Origin of the sequence: Flavobacterium buctense, assembly GCF_014486695.1 — a bacterium.
GTDB classification, from domain to species: Bacteria; Bacteroidota; Bacteroidia; order Flavobacteriales; family Flavobacteriaceae; genus Flavobacterium; species Flavobacterium buctense.
Genome location: NZ_JACTAB010000002.1, coordinates 45,603 through 62,442, shown reverse-complemented (window position 1 = coordinate 62,442; position 16,840 = coordinate 45,603). Strand labels below are relative to the sequence as shown.

Here is a 16,840-nt window from a genome sequence, read left to right as displayed (position 1 = left end):
ATGCTTAACATTTCAAACAACAACCGAATTGGCGAAAGCTTGGAAAATTACAGTACGTTTAAAACGCTTAGCAATCGACCGTACTATAAAATTTTAAACAAAATCATAATAGGCGTTTCACTATTGGGTTTGCTAATCTTGTTTTTACCTTGGACACAAAACATCTCCGGAACCGGAGCCGTAACCACTTTAAAACCAGACCAAAGACCACAAACCATTCATTCTGCTATCGCGGGAAGAATTGAAAAATGGTACGTCAAAGAAGGTGATTTTGTGCAAAAAGGGGATACTATTCTTTTTATTTCGGAAACCAAAGAAGATTACCTTGACCCTAATTTGGTTAAAAATACTCAAAGCCAACTCAAAGCCAAAGAACAAGCCGGAATATCTTATGGCGGAAAAGTAACTTCGCTCGAAGCCCAAATTGCAGCCATTCAAAGTGAGCGTCAATTAAAATTGCAACAAGCACAAAATAAAATCAAACAAGCCAGATTAAAAGTCAAAAGTGACAGCATGGATTTAGTTGCCGTGAGAACCCAAGTTAAAATCGCAACTACGCAATTCAATCGTTCGGTGGCGTTAAACAAAGAAGGATTAAAACCCATGACTGATGTGGAAGAAAAACGATTGAAATTACAAGAAACTGAAGCCAAAATCATCACTCAGGAAAACAAATTCTTGGTCAGTGAAAATGAATTGATTAACGCTAAAGTAGAAATCAATCGCCTTATTGCCGAGTATAATGAAAAAGAGCAAAAAACCAGAAGCGATCAATTTACAGCACTTAGCAGTCAATATGACACTGAAGCCCAAGTCAACAAACTCCAAAACCAATACGCCAACTACCAAATTCGAAACGGTATGTATTACATCAAAGCGCCACAAAGCGGATATGTTAACAGAGCTTTGCAATCGGGTATTGGTGAAACAATTAAAGAAGGCACACAAATCGTTAGTATTATGCCCGCGAAATATGATATTGCAGTAGAAACCTTTGTAACACCTACAGATTTACCCTTATTGCACAAAGGTGAAAAAGTGAGAATTTGGTTCGACGGTTGGCCTACCATCGTTTTTTCGGGTTGGCCTAATATGTCTTACGGTACTTTTGGCGGAAAGATTGTAGCCATAGAAAACTTCATCAGCGATAACGGAAAATTCCGAGTTTTAATCGCACCTGATGAAACTGATATACCATGGCCAAAACAAGTCAGCATCGGTTCCGGTGCACAAACCTTGGCACTGCTCGACAATGTTCCTGTTTGGTTTGAAATATGGCGAACACTTAATGGTTTTCCTCCTAATTATTACCAACCGAAAAATAATATTCAAAAAGATAAAAAGTAATGAAATCGATACTACTAGGTTTTTTATTTTTCGGATTTACAGTTTGGAGTCAAAATGCTACCAAAGAACTCACTTATAATGAGTTTTTAGGCTATGTCAAAAAATACCATCCGTTGGTTAAAAGTGCCAACTTGGAACTCAATCAGGCACAAGCCAATTTAATGATGGCCCGTGGTGGTTTTGACCCTAAAATTGAAGTCGATTTTGAACAAAAAAAATTCAAAGACAACGAATATTATTCGATACTGAACAGCAGTTTTAAAATCCCAACCTGGTACGGCATAGAAATCAAAGCCGGTTTTGACAATAACGATGGTATTTATCTGAATCCCGAAAATACAGTACCAAATCAAGGATTGACTTCATTGGGTATTTCAATTCCGTTAGGACAAGGCTTGTTTATCAACCAACGTATGGCCGATTTGCGCAAAGCTAAAATTCAAATCAAACTGAGTCAGGCCGAACGTAATTTAATGGCGGTTTCGGTTTTGTATGATGCTTCGGTGGCTTATTTTAATTGGAAGCGAAATTTTAACGAAGTTACGTTATATCAAAATTATTTAACCAATGCAGAAGTGCGTTACAATGGCATTACAAAATCAATCGAACAAGGAGACAAACCTGCGATTGACAGTGTTGAAGCCGGAATCATCGTTAGAAACCGAAAATTGAGTTTGGAAGAAGCCCAATTAAAATTGGCAAAAGCCCAATTGGAGTTGGCGAACTTTCTTTGGTTGGAAAATAACGTACCTCTTGAATTACAAGATGATATGATTCCGGAAGAAAATTTGTCGGCGACCATCAAAGAAACTTTGCAAACCAACGATTTGATGTTGGAAAATCCATCATTAGAAAACCATCCTAAAATCAATGCTCTTGAAAATAAAATTGAAATGCTTGAAGTGGAACGAAAATTAAAAGCAAACATGCTTTTGCCCCAAATTAATTTAGGTTACTCCTATTTATCCGAACCGAGTTATATTGACAATTACCGATTTCAGGATTACAAAGTGGGTTTAAATTTTTCATTCCCAGTTTTTTTGAGAAAAGAACGCGGTAGCTTACAATTGGCTAAATTTAAATTACAAGATGCCAAATTCGACTTGGATTTGGAACGAGTTCAGTTGAAAAACAAAATTAAAGCACAACAAACCGAAATAGCTTCTTTGGAAAGACAGCAACAGTTAATCGAAAGTTTAGTTAACGATTACAGCACGATGTTAACCTCTGAAGAACGTCTTTTCTCTTTTGGTGAAAGCTCCATTTTTTTAATCAATTCGCGCGAAAATAATTTGGTTGCCGCCCAACTTTCAAAATTACAATTAGAGAATCGCTTTTTAGATTCTAACGCCACGTTGTTTAAAATTATGGCCAATCCTGAGTAATATTTTAAAAGATTAAATCGAATCTATCCAAGAAAAATTTAAATTTTTAATTCTTTCCTTTTCTCTTTTTATAAAATCCAGGTAGGCACTTGCAGCCGGACTCATTTTTTTCCCTTTCAACCAAATTAATGTCCAATTTGTTACTACAGGAAGTCCCTTTGAAGGCACTATTTTAATAGACCCATTTTCAAGTTCGTTCTTTAAACCTATTAGCGGCATGATGGAAAGTCCTAAACCCGCAATGACCGCCTGTTTTACAGCCTCATTAGAAGTTAGTTGTAATTTCATTTTCGCTTGAATACCGTGATTACTCAAATAGTTTTCCATAGCTATTCGAGTAGCCGACCCTTCTTCACGATAGATCAATGAACTTTCGGTTAGGTATTCCTTTGTTTTTTTAGGATTAATTAGCGGGTTATTTTGATTGGAAACTAAAAACAGCTTATTGGTTAACAAAACTTCTGAATCCACTGCCATAGCGGATGGCAGCGTGGATACTAAGGCAAAATCAACTTCGTTATTTCTTAGCGCCTTAATTACTTTTAATTTATTGGTTACATCCATCTCCAATTCGATTCCCGTATTCGAATTGGTGAAATCAGATAAGAAATAAGGCATCACATATTTTCCGGTTGAGACCACAGAAATCTTCAATTTCCCTGTCAATATTCCTTTAAAAGCCAAAGTCTTGTAATTGATATTATACACTTCGTTTACAATGTTCTCAGCGGCTAAAGCAATTTCCTTCCCAAAATCGGTAATATACAATTGCCTGCCTACCACCTCGGTCAAAGGGATTTCAAATTGGTCTTGAAGATTTCTAAGTTGTATGGATACCGCCGGCTGAGTCAAATGAAGTTGTTCAGCAGCTTTTGTGATGCTTTTTGTTTGGGTAATTTTTAAGAATACCTGTAGCTGATGTAAGGTGTAATTCATATGTTATATTTATGTATATCATAACAAATATAAATAAAAATATATGGAATGTTATTCGGAATTTTGTCAAGTACAATAAAATATTTGCTAAAGGAAAATTATCAGGATGACAAACGATAAAACAATATTATCTATGCTACTGCTTTTGCTGTCAGGAGCGCTTATTCTTACTCTGATATTGCCCGAAAATATTTTATCATTTGCCTTAGTGGGTTTAACTATAATTGTCACTTTGTGGCAACTAAAAAAAACAAATTTAAAGTTGTAATAGAATATAAATAAAAAAAGAAATCAAGTTAATCGATGGTGTTTTTACAACCTATGAAGCAATTTCGCTTCTTGCTTTTTTTCAGAAGAATTTGATACGGATATCTTGAGAACTTTTCCGTAGAAATACCCAATAAAGATGATACCCATTCGACCCTTAAAAAAAATGCTTCCTTGCTTTGGAAAATGCTCATTGTGATTTGGTTATCGCTAGTCAAGGGTCGTTTGGTGGTCATCTTTCATTATTTACAGATAATGACGACGATAAGCCTACTTAAAGGATATTAAATCAATACAGAAACTAGGTTCCAAGAACTATGTTTAAATTCTATGTTATAATCGAACTCAGATAAATAATTTGGATACTTCTTATTAATCAAAGTAACCCTTTGAAAATTGATTATTAAAATCAAACGTTACACGGATTAAAATCATGGCCAATCCTGAGTAAGTATAGCTAAAATAATTACTTTTGCAAACTGATATTATAGCATATGATTATCCAAAAAACAAGAGAAGAAATAGAATTGATGCGTGAAAGTGCGTTAATCGTTTCGAAAACTTTAGGTATGATAGCCTCCGAAATCAAACCCGGAGTTACTACTTTATATTTAGACAAATTGGCGGAAGCCTTCATCAGAGATCATGGTGCTGAACCCGGATTTTTGGGTATGTATGGATTCCCAAATTCGCTTTGCATGAGTCCGAATGCACAAGTCGTACATGGAATTCCAAATAATATACCTTTACAAGAAGGCGATGTGATTTCGGTAGATTGTGGCGCATTGAAAAACGGATTTTACGGAGATCACGCCTATTCTTTTGAAATTGGTGAAGTTGCGCCTGAAGTAAAAAAATTATTGCAAGTAACCAAAGAAAGTCTGTACGTTGGAATCCGAGAGTTTAAAATAGGAAACCGTGTGGAAGATGTTGGAAACGCGATACAAAAATATACTGAAGCCCATGGGTATGGCGTAGTTCGAGAGTTGGTCGGACATGGTTTAGGCCAAAAAATGCACGAAGAGCCGGAAATGCCGAATTATGGCAAACGCGGTCGCGGAAAATTATTCGTAGAAGGAATGGTAGTAGCCATCGAACCTATGATTAACATGGGAACCAAAAATATAAAACAACTCAAAGACGGTTGGACAATCTTAACGGCAGATGGAAAACCAAGTGCTCATTTTGAACATGACGTAGCCCTAATTGACGGGAAACCGGAATTACTCTCAACTTTTGCTTATATCTATAAAGCTTTAGGAATTGAAAGTAATGAAGAAGATGAATTCCGTAAATTGCCTTTAGTACTATAATGAAAAAAATATTCAAATTCATCCTAAATACCATTCCAAGACCTATACTGATTCGTTTAAGTATTGTGGTTCGACCTATCTTGGCTTTTATGCTAAAAGGAAGTCGATTCACAGATCCGATTGACGGAAAAAGTTTCCGCATGTTTTTACCATACGGATACGGAAATCAAAGAAATAATGTATTGTCGCCGAGTACGCTTTCACTAGAAAGACACCGTTTACTTTGGTTGTATTTGCAAAATGAAACCGATTTTTTTACGGCTACAAAAAAGAAAAAAGTATTGCACTTTGCCCCTGAACAAGAATTCTACAAACGTTTCAAGAAGCAAACGAACATCGATTATACTACAACCGATTTACTTTCGCCCTTGGCCGACGTGAAAGCAGACATTTGTAATTTACCGTTTGAAGACAACGCATATGACCTTATTCTTTGCAACCACGTTTTAGAACACATACCGAATGACACCAAAGCGATGCACGAATTATTCCGAGTTTTAAAACCGGGTGGCATGGGAATATTCCAAATCCCTCAAGACTTATCTAGAGCTACTACTTTTTCTGATGATAGTATTGTAGACCAAAAAGAACGAGCTAAAATCTTTGGCCAATATGACCACGTTCGAGTGTATGGCAGAGATTATTTCGATAAGTTGAGAAGCATCGGCTTTACAGTAGTTGAAGAAGATTATACCAATAAAATTTCACCAGAATTAGTCGAGAAGTATTGTTTAGCTAAAGGCGAAATTATTCCGGTTTGTTTTAAATAATTCTTTTTCTGGCACAATTCTCGCTTGATAAAATTAGTATCTTTACCAAACTGATTTATAACAATATGCCAAAAAACAGCCTCTTTTTATTCGGTTTTCTTTTCACAATTACAGCAACCCTCGCTCAAGTCGAAAAAGAAATTGCACCACCTTATAACATCAAAACCGTTAGTTTTGTTCAAAACGGACAAAATGCAATTCCTATGTTCCGATTAGGGGATAGTTTTCAATTTATGTTTGACGATTTATACGGTAATGAAGCCAACTATTTTTACACCCTAACCCATTGTGACTATGACTGGAAACCATCACAATTGGCCAAAGCTGAATATATTAATGGTTTTGACGACCAGAGAATTCAAGATTATACCAATTCTTTGACAACACTTCAGCTTTATTCTCATTACCGACTATCATTTCCAAACAGATTCACCCAGTTTAGAGTTAGTGGCAACTATATCATCAAAATTTTAAACGATGATAAAGAAGTTGTCTTTTCTAAAAAATTCATTCTCTACGAAGAATTGGTAAGCGTTCCGATGCAAGTCAGAAGACCACGAACCTTATCGGTAACCAATCAAAAACACAATTTAGATTTCGCAATAAAATCGGCTACTATTAATTTCCAAAGTCCTTTGAAAAATGTCAAAGTACTTTTGATGCAAAACGGCAAATTCGACAATGCCATTACCAATATTGTCCCACAATACACTATTGGTAATGATTTGATTTACAAATACGATTCAGAAACCCAATTTTGGGCCGGAAATGAATATTTGTTTTTTGAAAACAAAGACATTCGAGCAGCCAACAACAGTATTGCCAAAATTGATTCCAAAGGCGGAATTTACAATGCCTACCTCTATCGCGCAGAAGCAAGAGCCAACATGCCTTATACATACTATCCAGACATCAATGGTAATTTCATTGTGAAAAATATTGGAGCACAAAACAGTGAGATTGAAGCCGACTATGCTTGGGTATTTTTTAGCCTATCCGCGCCAAGTTATTACGGTAAAAAACCTATTTATGTAAATGGCATGTTCAACAATTTTGCCATCAGTGAAGAAAATAAAATGGAATACAATGCTGAAAAAGGAATTTATGAAAAAGCCATAATGATTAAGCAAGGGTTTACCAATTACCAATACGTTATTGCTGACAGCAAAGGGGTTGTTGATGAAGAAAATGCTTTAGACGGTAACTTTATCCAAACTGAAAACAACTATTTTGCGTTGGTTTATTACCGAGAAAACAACCAAAGATACGACAGAATCATCGGTAAAGGAATAGCCAACTCAATCGATATAACTAACTAGAAAATTTAACAATGAATTCACGCATCAATTTGTATTTTTTGTAAATTTGACAGCGTAATAGAATGAATACTACATGGTTTCACAAATAACACGAGGAATAAAGATTTCGGTCTTGACTAGTTTTGAAGGCACTTACTTCAAAAACTACAAGATTCATTTTGCCTTTAGTTATGAAATCACCATTGAAAACCACAGCAAAGATTCGGTACAATTAAATACGCGTCATTGGGAAATCCTAGATTCACTTAATGATAAAGAAATCGTTGACGGCGAAGGCGTAATTGGCAAAAAACCGGTTTTAAAACCCGGGGAAAAGCACACTTACAATTCAGGCTGTCTATTGTCTTCCCCTTTCGGAGCGATGAGTGGTTACTTCAATATGATTAATTTTACCACGACTAAAACTTTTAAAGTTATAGTACCAACCTTCAAATTGAGTGCCCCATTTGCACTGAATTAATTTTGAAATGACTTCTTGTCAAAAATTCAAATTTTCCTTTGTACTTTTGTGTAAAATTTAATAATCCATAACATTTGGGTTGTTTCATTTTCAAATTGTCTAATTTTCAAAACAACATTACTATGCTTAAAGGTTTTTTTCATGTCCCAAAAGCGGTCAATGAACCCGTAAAATCATACGCACCGAATTCACCAGAAAAAGCAGCTGTTTTAGCGGCTTACAAGAAAATGTGGAACGAAACTATTGAGGTTCCGAACTACATAGGTAGCGAAGAAATTCGAACAGGAAATACTCGAAATATGACAGCACCACACGACCACCAACATGTCGTGGGCAAATACCATTTAGCTGAAAAAGTGCATGTAGAAAAAGCGATTGCCTCAGCTTTAGAAGCCAGAAAAAAATGGGCTAATATGGCTTGGGAACAACGTGCAGCAATCTTTTTGAAAGCTGCCGAGTTAATTGCAGGTCCTTACAGAGCGAAAATTAACGCTGCAACCATGATTGCGCAATCAAAAACTATTTTTCAAGCCGAAATTGATGCTTCTTGTGAGTTAATTGACTTCTTAAGATATAATGTGGAGTTTATGACTCAAATTTACAACGACCAACCCAAATCCATCTCGGACGTTTGGAATCGTGTAGAGTACCGTCCGTTGGAAGGTTTTGTATACGCTATTACTCCTTTTAACTTTACTGCTATTGCTGCTAATCTTCCTGCGAGTGCAGCCTTAATGGGCAACACTGTGATATGGAAACCTAGTGACAGCCAAGTTTTTTCGGCCAAAGTAATTATAGATATTTTTAAAGAAGCCGGTGTTCCTGATGGCGTAATCAACGTCGTTTTTGGTGATCCGGTGATGATTACCGATACCGTTTTGGCCAGTCCTGATTTTGCCGGTGTTCACTATACCGGTTCCACTTTTGTCTTCAAAGAAATCTGGAAAAAAATCGGAACCAACATCCATACTTATAAAACATACCCAAGAATCGTTGGAGAAACCGGTGGAAAAGACTTCGTTTTAGCGCATCCAAGTGCTAATGTAAAACAAGTTGTAACCGGAATCACTCGTGGTGCCTTTGAATTCCAAGGACAAAAATGTTCTGCCGCTTCAAGAGGTTATATTCCGCAAAGTTTGTGGCCGGCTGTAAAAGAGCAATTAATCACCGACGTAAAATCGATGAAAATGGGTTCTCCTGAGGATTTTAGCAACTTCATCACTGCCGTGATTCACGAAGGTTCTTTTGACAAACTAGCGAGTTTTATTGACCAAGCTAAAAAAGACAGCGATGCCGAAATTATCGTTGGCGGCAACTATGACAAATCAAAAGGGTACTTTATTGAGCCTACAGTAATTGTAACCACCAATCCAAAATACGCCACCATGGAAACGGAACTTTTCGGACCGGTGATGACTATTTATATATATGATGATGCCAAATGGGCTGAAACATTAAAATTGGTTGACGAGACATCAGAATATGCTTTAACCGGAGCCATCTTTAGTCAAGACCGTTATGCTATTGAGGAAGCCACTTTGGCCTTACAAAACAGCGCCGGAAACTTTTATATTAATGATAAACCCACCGGAGCTGTTGTCGGAATGCAACCATTTGGTGGAGCGAGAGCTTCAGGCACGAATGACAAAGCGGGCTCAATGCAAAATTTATTGCGTTGGGTTTCACCAAGAACCATCAAAGAAACCTTTGTTACACCGGAAGATTATCGTTACCCGTTTTTGGGAGAATAATTTTATTGCGCAATGATTTATTAAAAGGCTCAAGTTTTTACTTGGGCTTTTTTTATGTCTGTGAAAATGATTTTTTTGTATCTTCGGATGTCAAAAACTAATAACCAACACATTATGAAAATAAAAATTACGCTTTTATTATCAGTATTTTTTTCCATTTCTGCTTTTGCACAAGACAATGCTTATGATTTGTTAAGAGATAAAACAGAAACCAAAATTCTTTACGATCGTGTTTTTGGAATTTCTAATGCTTCAGAAAAAAGAAAAGCTGACATAACGTCTAATTATTTCTTGCAAGTATATCACGAAATACAACGTGCCGATTTTCTGCAACGCTTACCTAAATTAGAAAAACTTCGTGAGGAAGCCAGTTTGGGGAAAGTACAAAACCTAGTGCCGTTGAGTATTTTGGTGGCTGATTTTGAGACGATAAATCCGGCCGCAACTGATAATGGCGATTTGTTTTTGAACGCTAATAATCAATTTCAGCTAAAGCCTAATGTCCAAAATGCATTTCAAAAACACTCCGTTAATTTAATTTCACCTTTACTTTTAAAAGCAAAAAGCAATCAAGTAAGTTTTATTTTAAAAGACGAATTTATTTTCAATACTACTTCGAGAATCATTCAAAATATTGCGTTTCAAACCAATGGCGAAGAAAGCTGGAAAACCATTTCAATTAATACACCATTCGAAATTAATTTCAGCACTAATGGAAAACAACCTGTAAACTGCAAAATTCAGTTTACCAATGGAGAAGTACTCTTGCAATCGTTTACAATCCATATTGATATTCAAAATAGCAGTGTTGCCAACAGAAATTCAAACAATTACCAGCCAAATGCCATCACTACTATCACTGCAACGATTCCTTACCAAGGTTTTGGGGAAGCGGCACCTTATTTAGGTCAAGGGGAATACGAAATTTTTCCTGATACCGTTGACGGAATTTTAGACAAACCGGTGTTCATAGTTGATGGTTTTGACCCAGGCGATTCCAATACGATTCCTACATTTTATGCCGGCTTGACTTATGGTGTCGGACAAAATTTAGCCGATTATTTAAGAACACAAGGGTTTGATATTATCTTAGTGAATTTTCCGACCTACACTAGACCTAACTCAACAACCGTGGTTGATGGCGGCGTTGATTTCATCCAAAGAAACGCTTTTGTTTTAGTAGAAATAATCAATCAAATTAATGCCCAGAAAATTGGCAATCAAAAAAATGTTATTATTGGGCCTAGCATGGGCGGATTGATTTCGCGATATGCATTGCGTTATATGGAAATGAATGCACTAAACCACGATACACGTTTGTACATCTCTTTTGATTCCCCCCATCAAGGTGCCAATGTACCAATTGGTTTCCAACATTTATTCAATTATATGGCTTACGGTCCATTAGGCAATGTTGCTGTACAGCCGGTGGTTGACGGTTTAATCAAAAGTCCGGCCGCCAGACAAATGCTGATAGACCATATGGAAGGACATTTACAAACCGGCAGCACTTTCGAATTCAATACTGATGCCACAAGTTTGTTGCCAACCGGCGCCCCAAATTTCAGGAACGCATTTCAAAACGAATTGAATGCAATGGGCTTTCCAACTACTGTCAGAAACGTTTCTATCTCAAACGGCGCAAGCAATGGCACTATGAATTATAGTCCCAATTTTGAAGTAATGAATCATACTTTTAATGTGACGGCAACACAACGCGCTATCATCAACTTGCGTTTTACACCAGCGGCTAATCAAACCAATCAAGTAAGTCGTTTTAGAGGACAGCAATTTGTAGTGGTGGTTTGGGTTACCGGTTTTGAAAGTTTGGCCAATTCAAAAGCACCAACAAGCACAGATGGTTTAGACACCGCTCCGGGCGGAAGATTTGACATGAGTGGTTTTGAAGCCGACTTAGGAACTGACCCATTATTGACAGAGTTTTTCACCAATTTAAATGCCGATTATTTTACTTTCATCCCAACATGGAGTTCCATGGCAATTTCAAATACTAATAATCTATATTCACCGGTAAACGGATCTTCTGTAACCCCTTTTGTAGCTTCTTCTATTCCAACTGTAAATGAAAATCACGTTACTTTAAACGAAAACAATGTGACTTTTGCTTTGAATGAAATTATAAACGGTGTTTTAACTACAACAAATCCGGCATTTGAAACACTTTGGATTAAAAATCCAGTGTCCAATATGATTGAAATCAACACTTCTTATGCTATTGACAATGCAACTATTTCGGTTACCGATATGTTAGGAAAAACGATTTACACCACACGAAATCAAACCATCAGCGGTTCACTTGAAATTCCGGTGAACTTGAGCAAAGGTGTTTATCTAATCACCATTGGTAATGAAAACGGAAGTGTAAACAAGAAAATTGTAAAAGAATAAAATCATGAAAAAGTTTTTTTTTGTTTTAGTAACGATTAGTATGCTGTTGTCGTGTTCAGAAGACAACAGCCGCAAATCGGAAACCAATGAATTCCTTGGAAAATGGAAAATGATTGAAACTTTAATTGATCCGGGTGATGGCAGCGGAACTTATGTTCCGGTCTCTGGAGAATATTTTTTGGAATTTTTTCCCGATGGAACCGTCGGCACCAACTATATGTTGTGTACGCTAAGCGGAACAAATACCGGAAGCTATATTTCGCCCTATTTTGCAGAGGAACAATACATCCAATCTCAAACTTGCAATGCGAATCAAGATTTTCAAATCTATTATCAAATGAATGGCGAAAACTTGATTTTAAATTATCCCTGTATAGAAGCCTGCCAGGTAAAATTTATCAGAATTAACTAAGACTTAAACTTTAAAGCCAAATGCACTACCTTCTTAGTTTCAAAAAATTCGTTCGAGAAGAATTCGGCTATATTATATTCAGTGGCATTTGGAAAATTCTTTAGTTCTTCGGTTAAGTCGCCGCCTTTTAAATAGAGAATTCCGTTTTTCAACTCGTGTTTGTTTTGTTTCTTAATTTTGTCTTTTATCCATGACACAAAATCGGGCATATTAGTCACGGCACGACTGACGATAAAATCATAATCGCCTTTGACATTCTCTGCGCGCATTTGTTCGGCTTTGATATTTTTCAGCCCTAAACCTTCGGCAACCGCTTGCACTACTTTTATTTTTTTGGCAATCACATCAATCAGGTAAAAACGTGTTTCCGGGAACAATATCGCTAATGGAATTCCGGGAAATCCACCACCGGTTCCAACGTCTAAAATATACGTTCCCGGTTCAAACGGTTGAATTTTGGCAATCGCCAATGAATGCAAAACGTGTTTGGTGTATAATTCATCTATATCTTTTCGGGAAATCACATTGATTTTTGCATTCCAATCTTGGTACAATTCCTCCAATTTTCGAAACTGTAAGAGTTGATTTTCAGTAAGTTTAGGAAATTGTTTGATAATTTCTTCCATAAATTGAATTTTGAACAAAATTAACGTTTTTAGTTGATAAAAAATGATGTTTATCAGCTTCAAAAAAATTATAATAATTACCTTTGGCAAAATTTTATTATTTCTATAAATGAATACCACAACACCCATTTTCTCTAAAACCGATAGTTTAAAATTCTTCAGAACCTTAAACTCAAGAGTAAACAATTACTTCAAAGAAAACAACCTTGATAGAACCGGAAACTGGAAATTACACCTAAAAACCATTGTAATGTTCTCCATTTTCCTAACTCCTTACTTTATTTTATTAGCCATGCAAATGCCTATTTGGGCTTACCTTTTGCTTAATGTAGTAATCGGCGTTGGAATGGCAGGCGTTGGAATGAACGTAATGCACGATGGAAATCACGGTGCTTATTCCAATAAATCATGGGTCAATAAAATCATGGGCGGCAGTATTTATATCTTGGCTGGAAATGTTTACAACTGGCAAGTACAACACAATGTTTTACACCATACTTACACTAACATTTTAGGACATGACGAAGACTTAGAAGCCGGAAGAATCATGCGTTTCACCAAAGAGGCTAAATGGTATAAATTCCACAAATTCCAACATTATTATTCTGTATTTTTATACGGCTTATTAACTTTCAATTGGGCCATCACGACCGATTTCCTTCAAATGAAACGTTATTTAAAAAGAAACTTATCCTATGGCGAGTTTAAAAAACCGGTCATTCGTTGGACCACTTTAATCATTACCAAAGTCATTTATTTCTCTATTTGGTTAGTAATTCCAATGGTTTTAGGTGTTTCATGGTGGAAAGTAGTTTTAGGATTTTTAGTAATGCATTACACAGCCGGAGTTATCTTGAGTGTTGTATTTCAATTAGCTCACGTAGTAGAAGAAACAGAAAATCCAATTCCGGATGCTAATGGTGAAATTGAAAACACTTGGGCCATTCACCAATTGTTTACCACTGCCAACTTCGCGCCGAAAAACTGGTTGGTAAACTATTATACCGGTGGCTTAAATCACCAAGTAGAACACCATTTGTTCCCAAACATTAGTCACGTTCATTACGACAAAATTGCAGAAATCGTAAAACAAACGGCTAAAGAATGTGAACTGCCTTATTACGAATTCAAAACTACCCGAGCGGCTATCGCTTCGCATTTCAAGCACTTAAGGGAATTGGGAAGACAACCCCAATTAGCATAACATAAAACGGGACGCCTTTATTGGCGTCTCTTTATTTAACCTCATAACAACAACACAATGAGCATTTTATCGGACAGAATTAACAACTTATCCACCTCACAAACATTGGCCATGGCGGCTTTGGCCAGAGAATTAAAAGCCCAAGGAAAAGACATTATCAGTTTAAGTTTAGGCGAACCCGATTTCAATACACCCGACTTTATCAAAGAAGCGGCCAAAAAAGCCATCGACGAAAACTACAGTACATACACTCCGGTTGACGGTTATGCCGAATTGAAAGATGCCATTTGCAGAAAATTCAAAAGAGACAACAACCTTGATTACAAACCGGCTAACATTGTCGTTTCTACCGGCGCAAAACAATCTTTATACAACGTTGCCCAAGTCATGTTAAATGACGGCGACGAAGTAATTCTTCCGGCTCCATACTGGGTTTCTTATTACGAAATCATCAAATTATCAGGCGGTGTTCCTGTAGAAGTGCCGACTTCGGTGGAAAGCGATTTCAAAATGACCGCAGCAGAGCTGGAAAAAGCCATCACTCCTAAAACCAAAATGATGTGGTTCAGTTCACCTTGTAACCCAAGTGGTTCCGTTTACAACCGCGAAGAACTCGAAGCCATCGGTAAAGTATTAGAAAAACACCCTAACATTTATATCGTTTCTGACGAAATCTACGAACACATCAATTTCTCCGGAACTTTCTGCAGCATCGGAACTATTCCGGGCTTATTCGACAGAACCATCACTGTGAATGGTGTGGCCAAAGCTTTCGCGATGACCGGTTGGAGAATCGGTTACATTGGTGCTCCGGAATTTATTGCCAAAGCTTGTACCAAAATGCAGGGCCAAGTTACTTCGGGTGCTAATTCCATTGCACAAAGAGCCACAATTACTGCCGTTGATGCTGATCCAAGTGTTTTGAATGAAATGGTAAGTGCGTTCAAAAACCGCAGAAACTTGGTAGTAGAATTAGCTAAAGAAATTCCAGGATTCAAAATCAACGTGCCTGAAGGTGCTTTCTATTTGTTCCCCGATGTTTCGGCTTATTTCGGGAAAACGTTACGCGGAAAATTAATCGCCAATGCTGATGATTTCTCCATGTATTTATTGTCTGAAGCCAATGTTGCGACCGTAACCGGAGACGCTTTCGGGAATCCTAACTGCATCCGTTTGTCTTACGCCACCAGCGAAGAATTGTTAACCGAAGCATTCAAAAGAATCAAAGAAGCACTAGCTTAATCTATATTATGCCTCAAGGAAACTTGGGGCTTTTTAATAAATAATTTGGGCGTTCCCTTTCAGGTCGGGCTTTCCGTTGCAATCTTTAGTTTAAAAACTAAAGGATTTCCACTGCAATCCCTAACGCAAAACAGACAGCTTAGACATTTTAGAATGTTAGACACTTTAGAAAAAGTTCTAGTCTTTTAAAATCTAAGAAGTCTAAAAATCTAACAATCTAAGAAGTCTAAACATGAATAAAAAAATACTCTTACTTGGTTCAGGCGAATTAGGAAAAGAATTTGTAATCGCCGCACAAAGAATCGGACAAAACGTAATCGCTGTTGACAGTTATGAAAATGCGCCGGCGATGCAAGTCGCTCACGGATTCGAAGTCATCAACATGCTCGATGGCGCCGAACTCGACCGCATCGTAGCCAAACACCAACCCGATTTTATCGTTCCCGAAATTGAAGCCATTCGCACCGAACGTTTTTACGAATACGAAAAACAAGGCATTACTGTTGTGCCTTCGGCGAAAGCGGCCAATTTTACCATGAACCGAAAAGCGATTCGCGATTTAGCCTCCAAAGATTTAGGCCTAAGAACCGCCAATTATCGCTATGCCACTTCCGCTGCTGAATTACAAAAAGCGGTAGCAGAAGTTGGAATGCCTTGCGTAGTAAAACCATTAATGAGTTCTTCCGGCAAAGGACAATCAACCATTAAAACCGAAGCCGATATCTTAAAAGCTTGGCAATACGCTGAAGAAGGTTCGCGTGGTGATATCGTGGAAGTGATTGTAGAAGCCTTCGTCAATTTCAATTCGGAAATCACTTTGCTGACCGTAACGCAAAATGGCAATCCAACGTTGTTCTGCGCACCCATTGGTCACCGACAAGAACGTGGCGATTATCAAGAAAGTTGGCAACCAGCTATTGTTTCCGATAAAGACATAACCGAAGCCCAAGAAATGGCGCGAAAAGTAACCGAATCACTCGGTGGCGCAGGATTATTTGGTGTAGAATTTTTCTTGACGGATGAAGGCGTATATTTCTCAGAATTATCGCCAAGACCACACGATACGGGCATGGTTACTTTAGCCGGAACGCAAAATTTTAACGAATTCGAATTGCATTTGCGTGCGATATTAAGCTTGCCCATTTTCGAAATTACTTTGGAAAAAACCGGTGCCAGCGCAGTAATATTGGCTACTGGAAATTCTGCAAATCCAACCTACTCAGGAATTTCTACCGTAGCATCACTACCTAAAACAGATTTTCGTATCTTTGGAAAGCCAACTTCTAGACCTTATCGCAGAATGGGTGTTGTTTTGACTTATGATTCATTAGAAACCAACATCGAAATTATAACAGAAAAAGCCAAAGAAGCGGCGAAATTAATAACCATAAACCTGTAA

The 16,840-nt window shown here is 37.3% G+C and carries 14 protein-coding genes and 1 pseudogene; 13 read left to right on the top strand and 2 right to left on the bottom strand.

Going from position 1 to position 16,840, the window contains the following annotated elements:
- Positions 1 to 1,347: an HlyD family secretion protein gene (locus ICG50_RS04270; protein WP_187659682.1), complete on the top strand. Its 1,347-nt coding sequence runs from the start codon at positions 1 to 3 to the stop codon at positions 1,345 to 1,347.
- Positions 1,347 to 2,732 (top strand): TolC family protein, encoded by a 1,386-nt coding sequence (locus ICG50_RS04265; RefSeq protein ID WP_187659681.1) that lies wholly within the window; start codon positions 1,347 to 1,349, stop codon positions 2,730 to 2,732. Before ICG50_RS04270 ends, ICG50_RS04265 begins: the two co-directional genes overlap by 1 nt.
- A 12-nt stretch (positions 2,733 to 2,744) precedes the next feature.
- Here the strand turns inward: ICG50_RS04265 and ICG50_RS04260 are convergent, their stop codons facing one another.
- Positions 2,745 to 3,668, bottom strand: a complete 924-nt coding sequence (locus ICG50_RS04260; RefSeq protein WP_187659680.1) for a LysR family transcriptional regulator — start codon at positions 3,666 to 3,668, stop codon at positions 2,745 to 2,747.
- Positions 3,669 to 4,111: 443 nt separating this feature from the next.
- Here ICG50_RS04260 and ICG50_RS13190 point away from each other — a divergent pair.
- From ICG50_RS13190 to ICG50_RS04225, 8 genes and pseudogenes are all read left to right on the top strand, one after another.
- A pseudogene (locus tag ICG50_RS13190) lies at positions 4,112 to 4,213 on the top strand (hypothetical protein); the annotation flags it as partial.
- A 216-nt stretch (positions 4,214 to 4,429) separates the two neighbouring features.
- On the top strand, positions 4,430 to 5,248 hold the full coding sequence (gene map, locus ICG50_RS04255) for a type I methionyl aminopeptidase (RefSeq protein ID WP_187659679.1): 819 nt from the start codon (positions 4,430 to 4,432) through the stop codon (positions 5,246 to 5,248).
- The gene (locus tag ICG50_RS04250) at positions 5,248 to 6,018 is read left to right on the top strand and encodes a class I SAM-dependent methyltransferase (RefSeq protein WP_187659678.1); all 771 of its coding nucleotides are present in this window, start codon (positions 5,248 to 5,250) and stop codon (positions 6,016 to 6,018) included. Before map ends, ICG50_RS04250 begins: the two co-directional genes overlap by 1 nt.
- 65 nt (positions 6,019 to 6,083) lie before the next feature.
- A complete protein-coding gene (locus ICG50_RS04245) occupies positions 6,084 to 7,337 on the top strand; it encodes a type IX secretion system plug protein (RefSeq protein ID WP_187659677.1) in 1,254 nt (417 codons plus the stop codon).
- Between the two features lie 73 nt (positions 7,338 to 7,410).
- Positions 7,411 to 7,797 carry a Co2+/Mg2+ efflux protein ApaG gene (gene apaG, locus ICG50_RS04240; RefSeq protein ID WP_176305912.1) on the top strand — a complete coding sequence of 129 codons (387 nt, stop codon included), beginning with the start codon at positions 7,411 to 7,413 and terminating at the stop codon, positions 7,795 to 7,797.
- Between the two features lie 122 nt (positions 7,798 to 7,919).
- Positions 7,920 to 9,548, top strand: a complete 1,629-nt coding sequence (gene pruA, locus ICG50_RS04235) for an L-glutamate gamma-semialdehyde dehydrogenase (RefSeq protein WP_187659676.1) — start codon at positions 7,920 to 7,922, stop codon at positions 9,546 to 9,548.
- A gap of 114 nt (positions 9,549 to 9,662) precedes the next feature.
- Positions 9,663 to 11,957 carry a T9SS type A sorting domain-containing protein gene (locus tag ICG50_RS04230; RefSeq protein ID WP_187659675.1) on the top strand — a complete coding sequence of 765 codons (2,295 nt, stop codon included), beginning with the start codon at positions 9,663 to 9,665 and terminating at the stop codon, positions 11,955 to 11,957.
- 4 nt (positions 11,958 to 11,961) lie between these two features.
- Positions 11,962 to 12,369: a hypothetical protein gene (locus ICG50_RS04225; RefSeq protein ID WP_187659674.1), complete on the top strand. Its 408-nt coding sequence runs from the start codon at positions 11,962 to 11,964 to the stop codon at positions 12,367 to 12,369.
- Here the strand turns inward: ICG50_RS04225 and rsmG are convergent.
- Positions 12,366 to 12,995, bottom strand: a complete 630-nt coding sequence (gene rsmG / locus ICG50_RS04220; protein WP_187659673.1) for a 16S rRNA (guanine(527)-N(7))-methyltransferase RsmG — start codon at positions 12,993 to 12,995, stop codon at positions 12,366 to 12,368. The genes ICG50_RS04225 and rsmG overlap by 4 nt on opposite strands.
- 109 nt (positions 12,996 to 13,104) lie before the next feature.
- Here rsmG and ICG50_RS04215 point away from each other — a divergent pair, with 109 nt between their 5' ends.
- The 3 genes from ICG50_RS04215 (at position 13,105) to purT (ending at position 16,840) form a co-directional block, all read left to right on the top strand.
- Positions 13,105 to 14,199, top strand: coding sequence for a fatty acid desaturase family protein (locus ICG50_RS04215; protein ID WP_187659672.1), 1,095 nt, complete (start codon positions 13,105 to 13,107; stop codon positions 14,197 to 14,199).
- A 57-nt stretch (positions 14,200 to 14,256) separates the two neighbouring features.
- A complete protein-coding gene (locus ICG50_RS04210; protein WP_187659671.1) occupies positions 14,257 to 15,441 on the top strand; it encodes a pyridoxal phosphate-dependent aminotransferase in 1,185 nt (394 codons plus the stop codon).
- A gap of 232 nt (positions 15,442 to 15,673) precedes the next feature.
- Positions 15,674 to 16,840, top strand: coding sequence for a formate-dependent phosphoribosylglycinamide formyltransferase (gene purT / locus ICG50_RS04205; protein ID WP_187659670.1), 1,167 nt, complete (start codon positions 15,674 to 15,676; stop codon positions 16,838 to 16,840).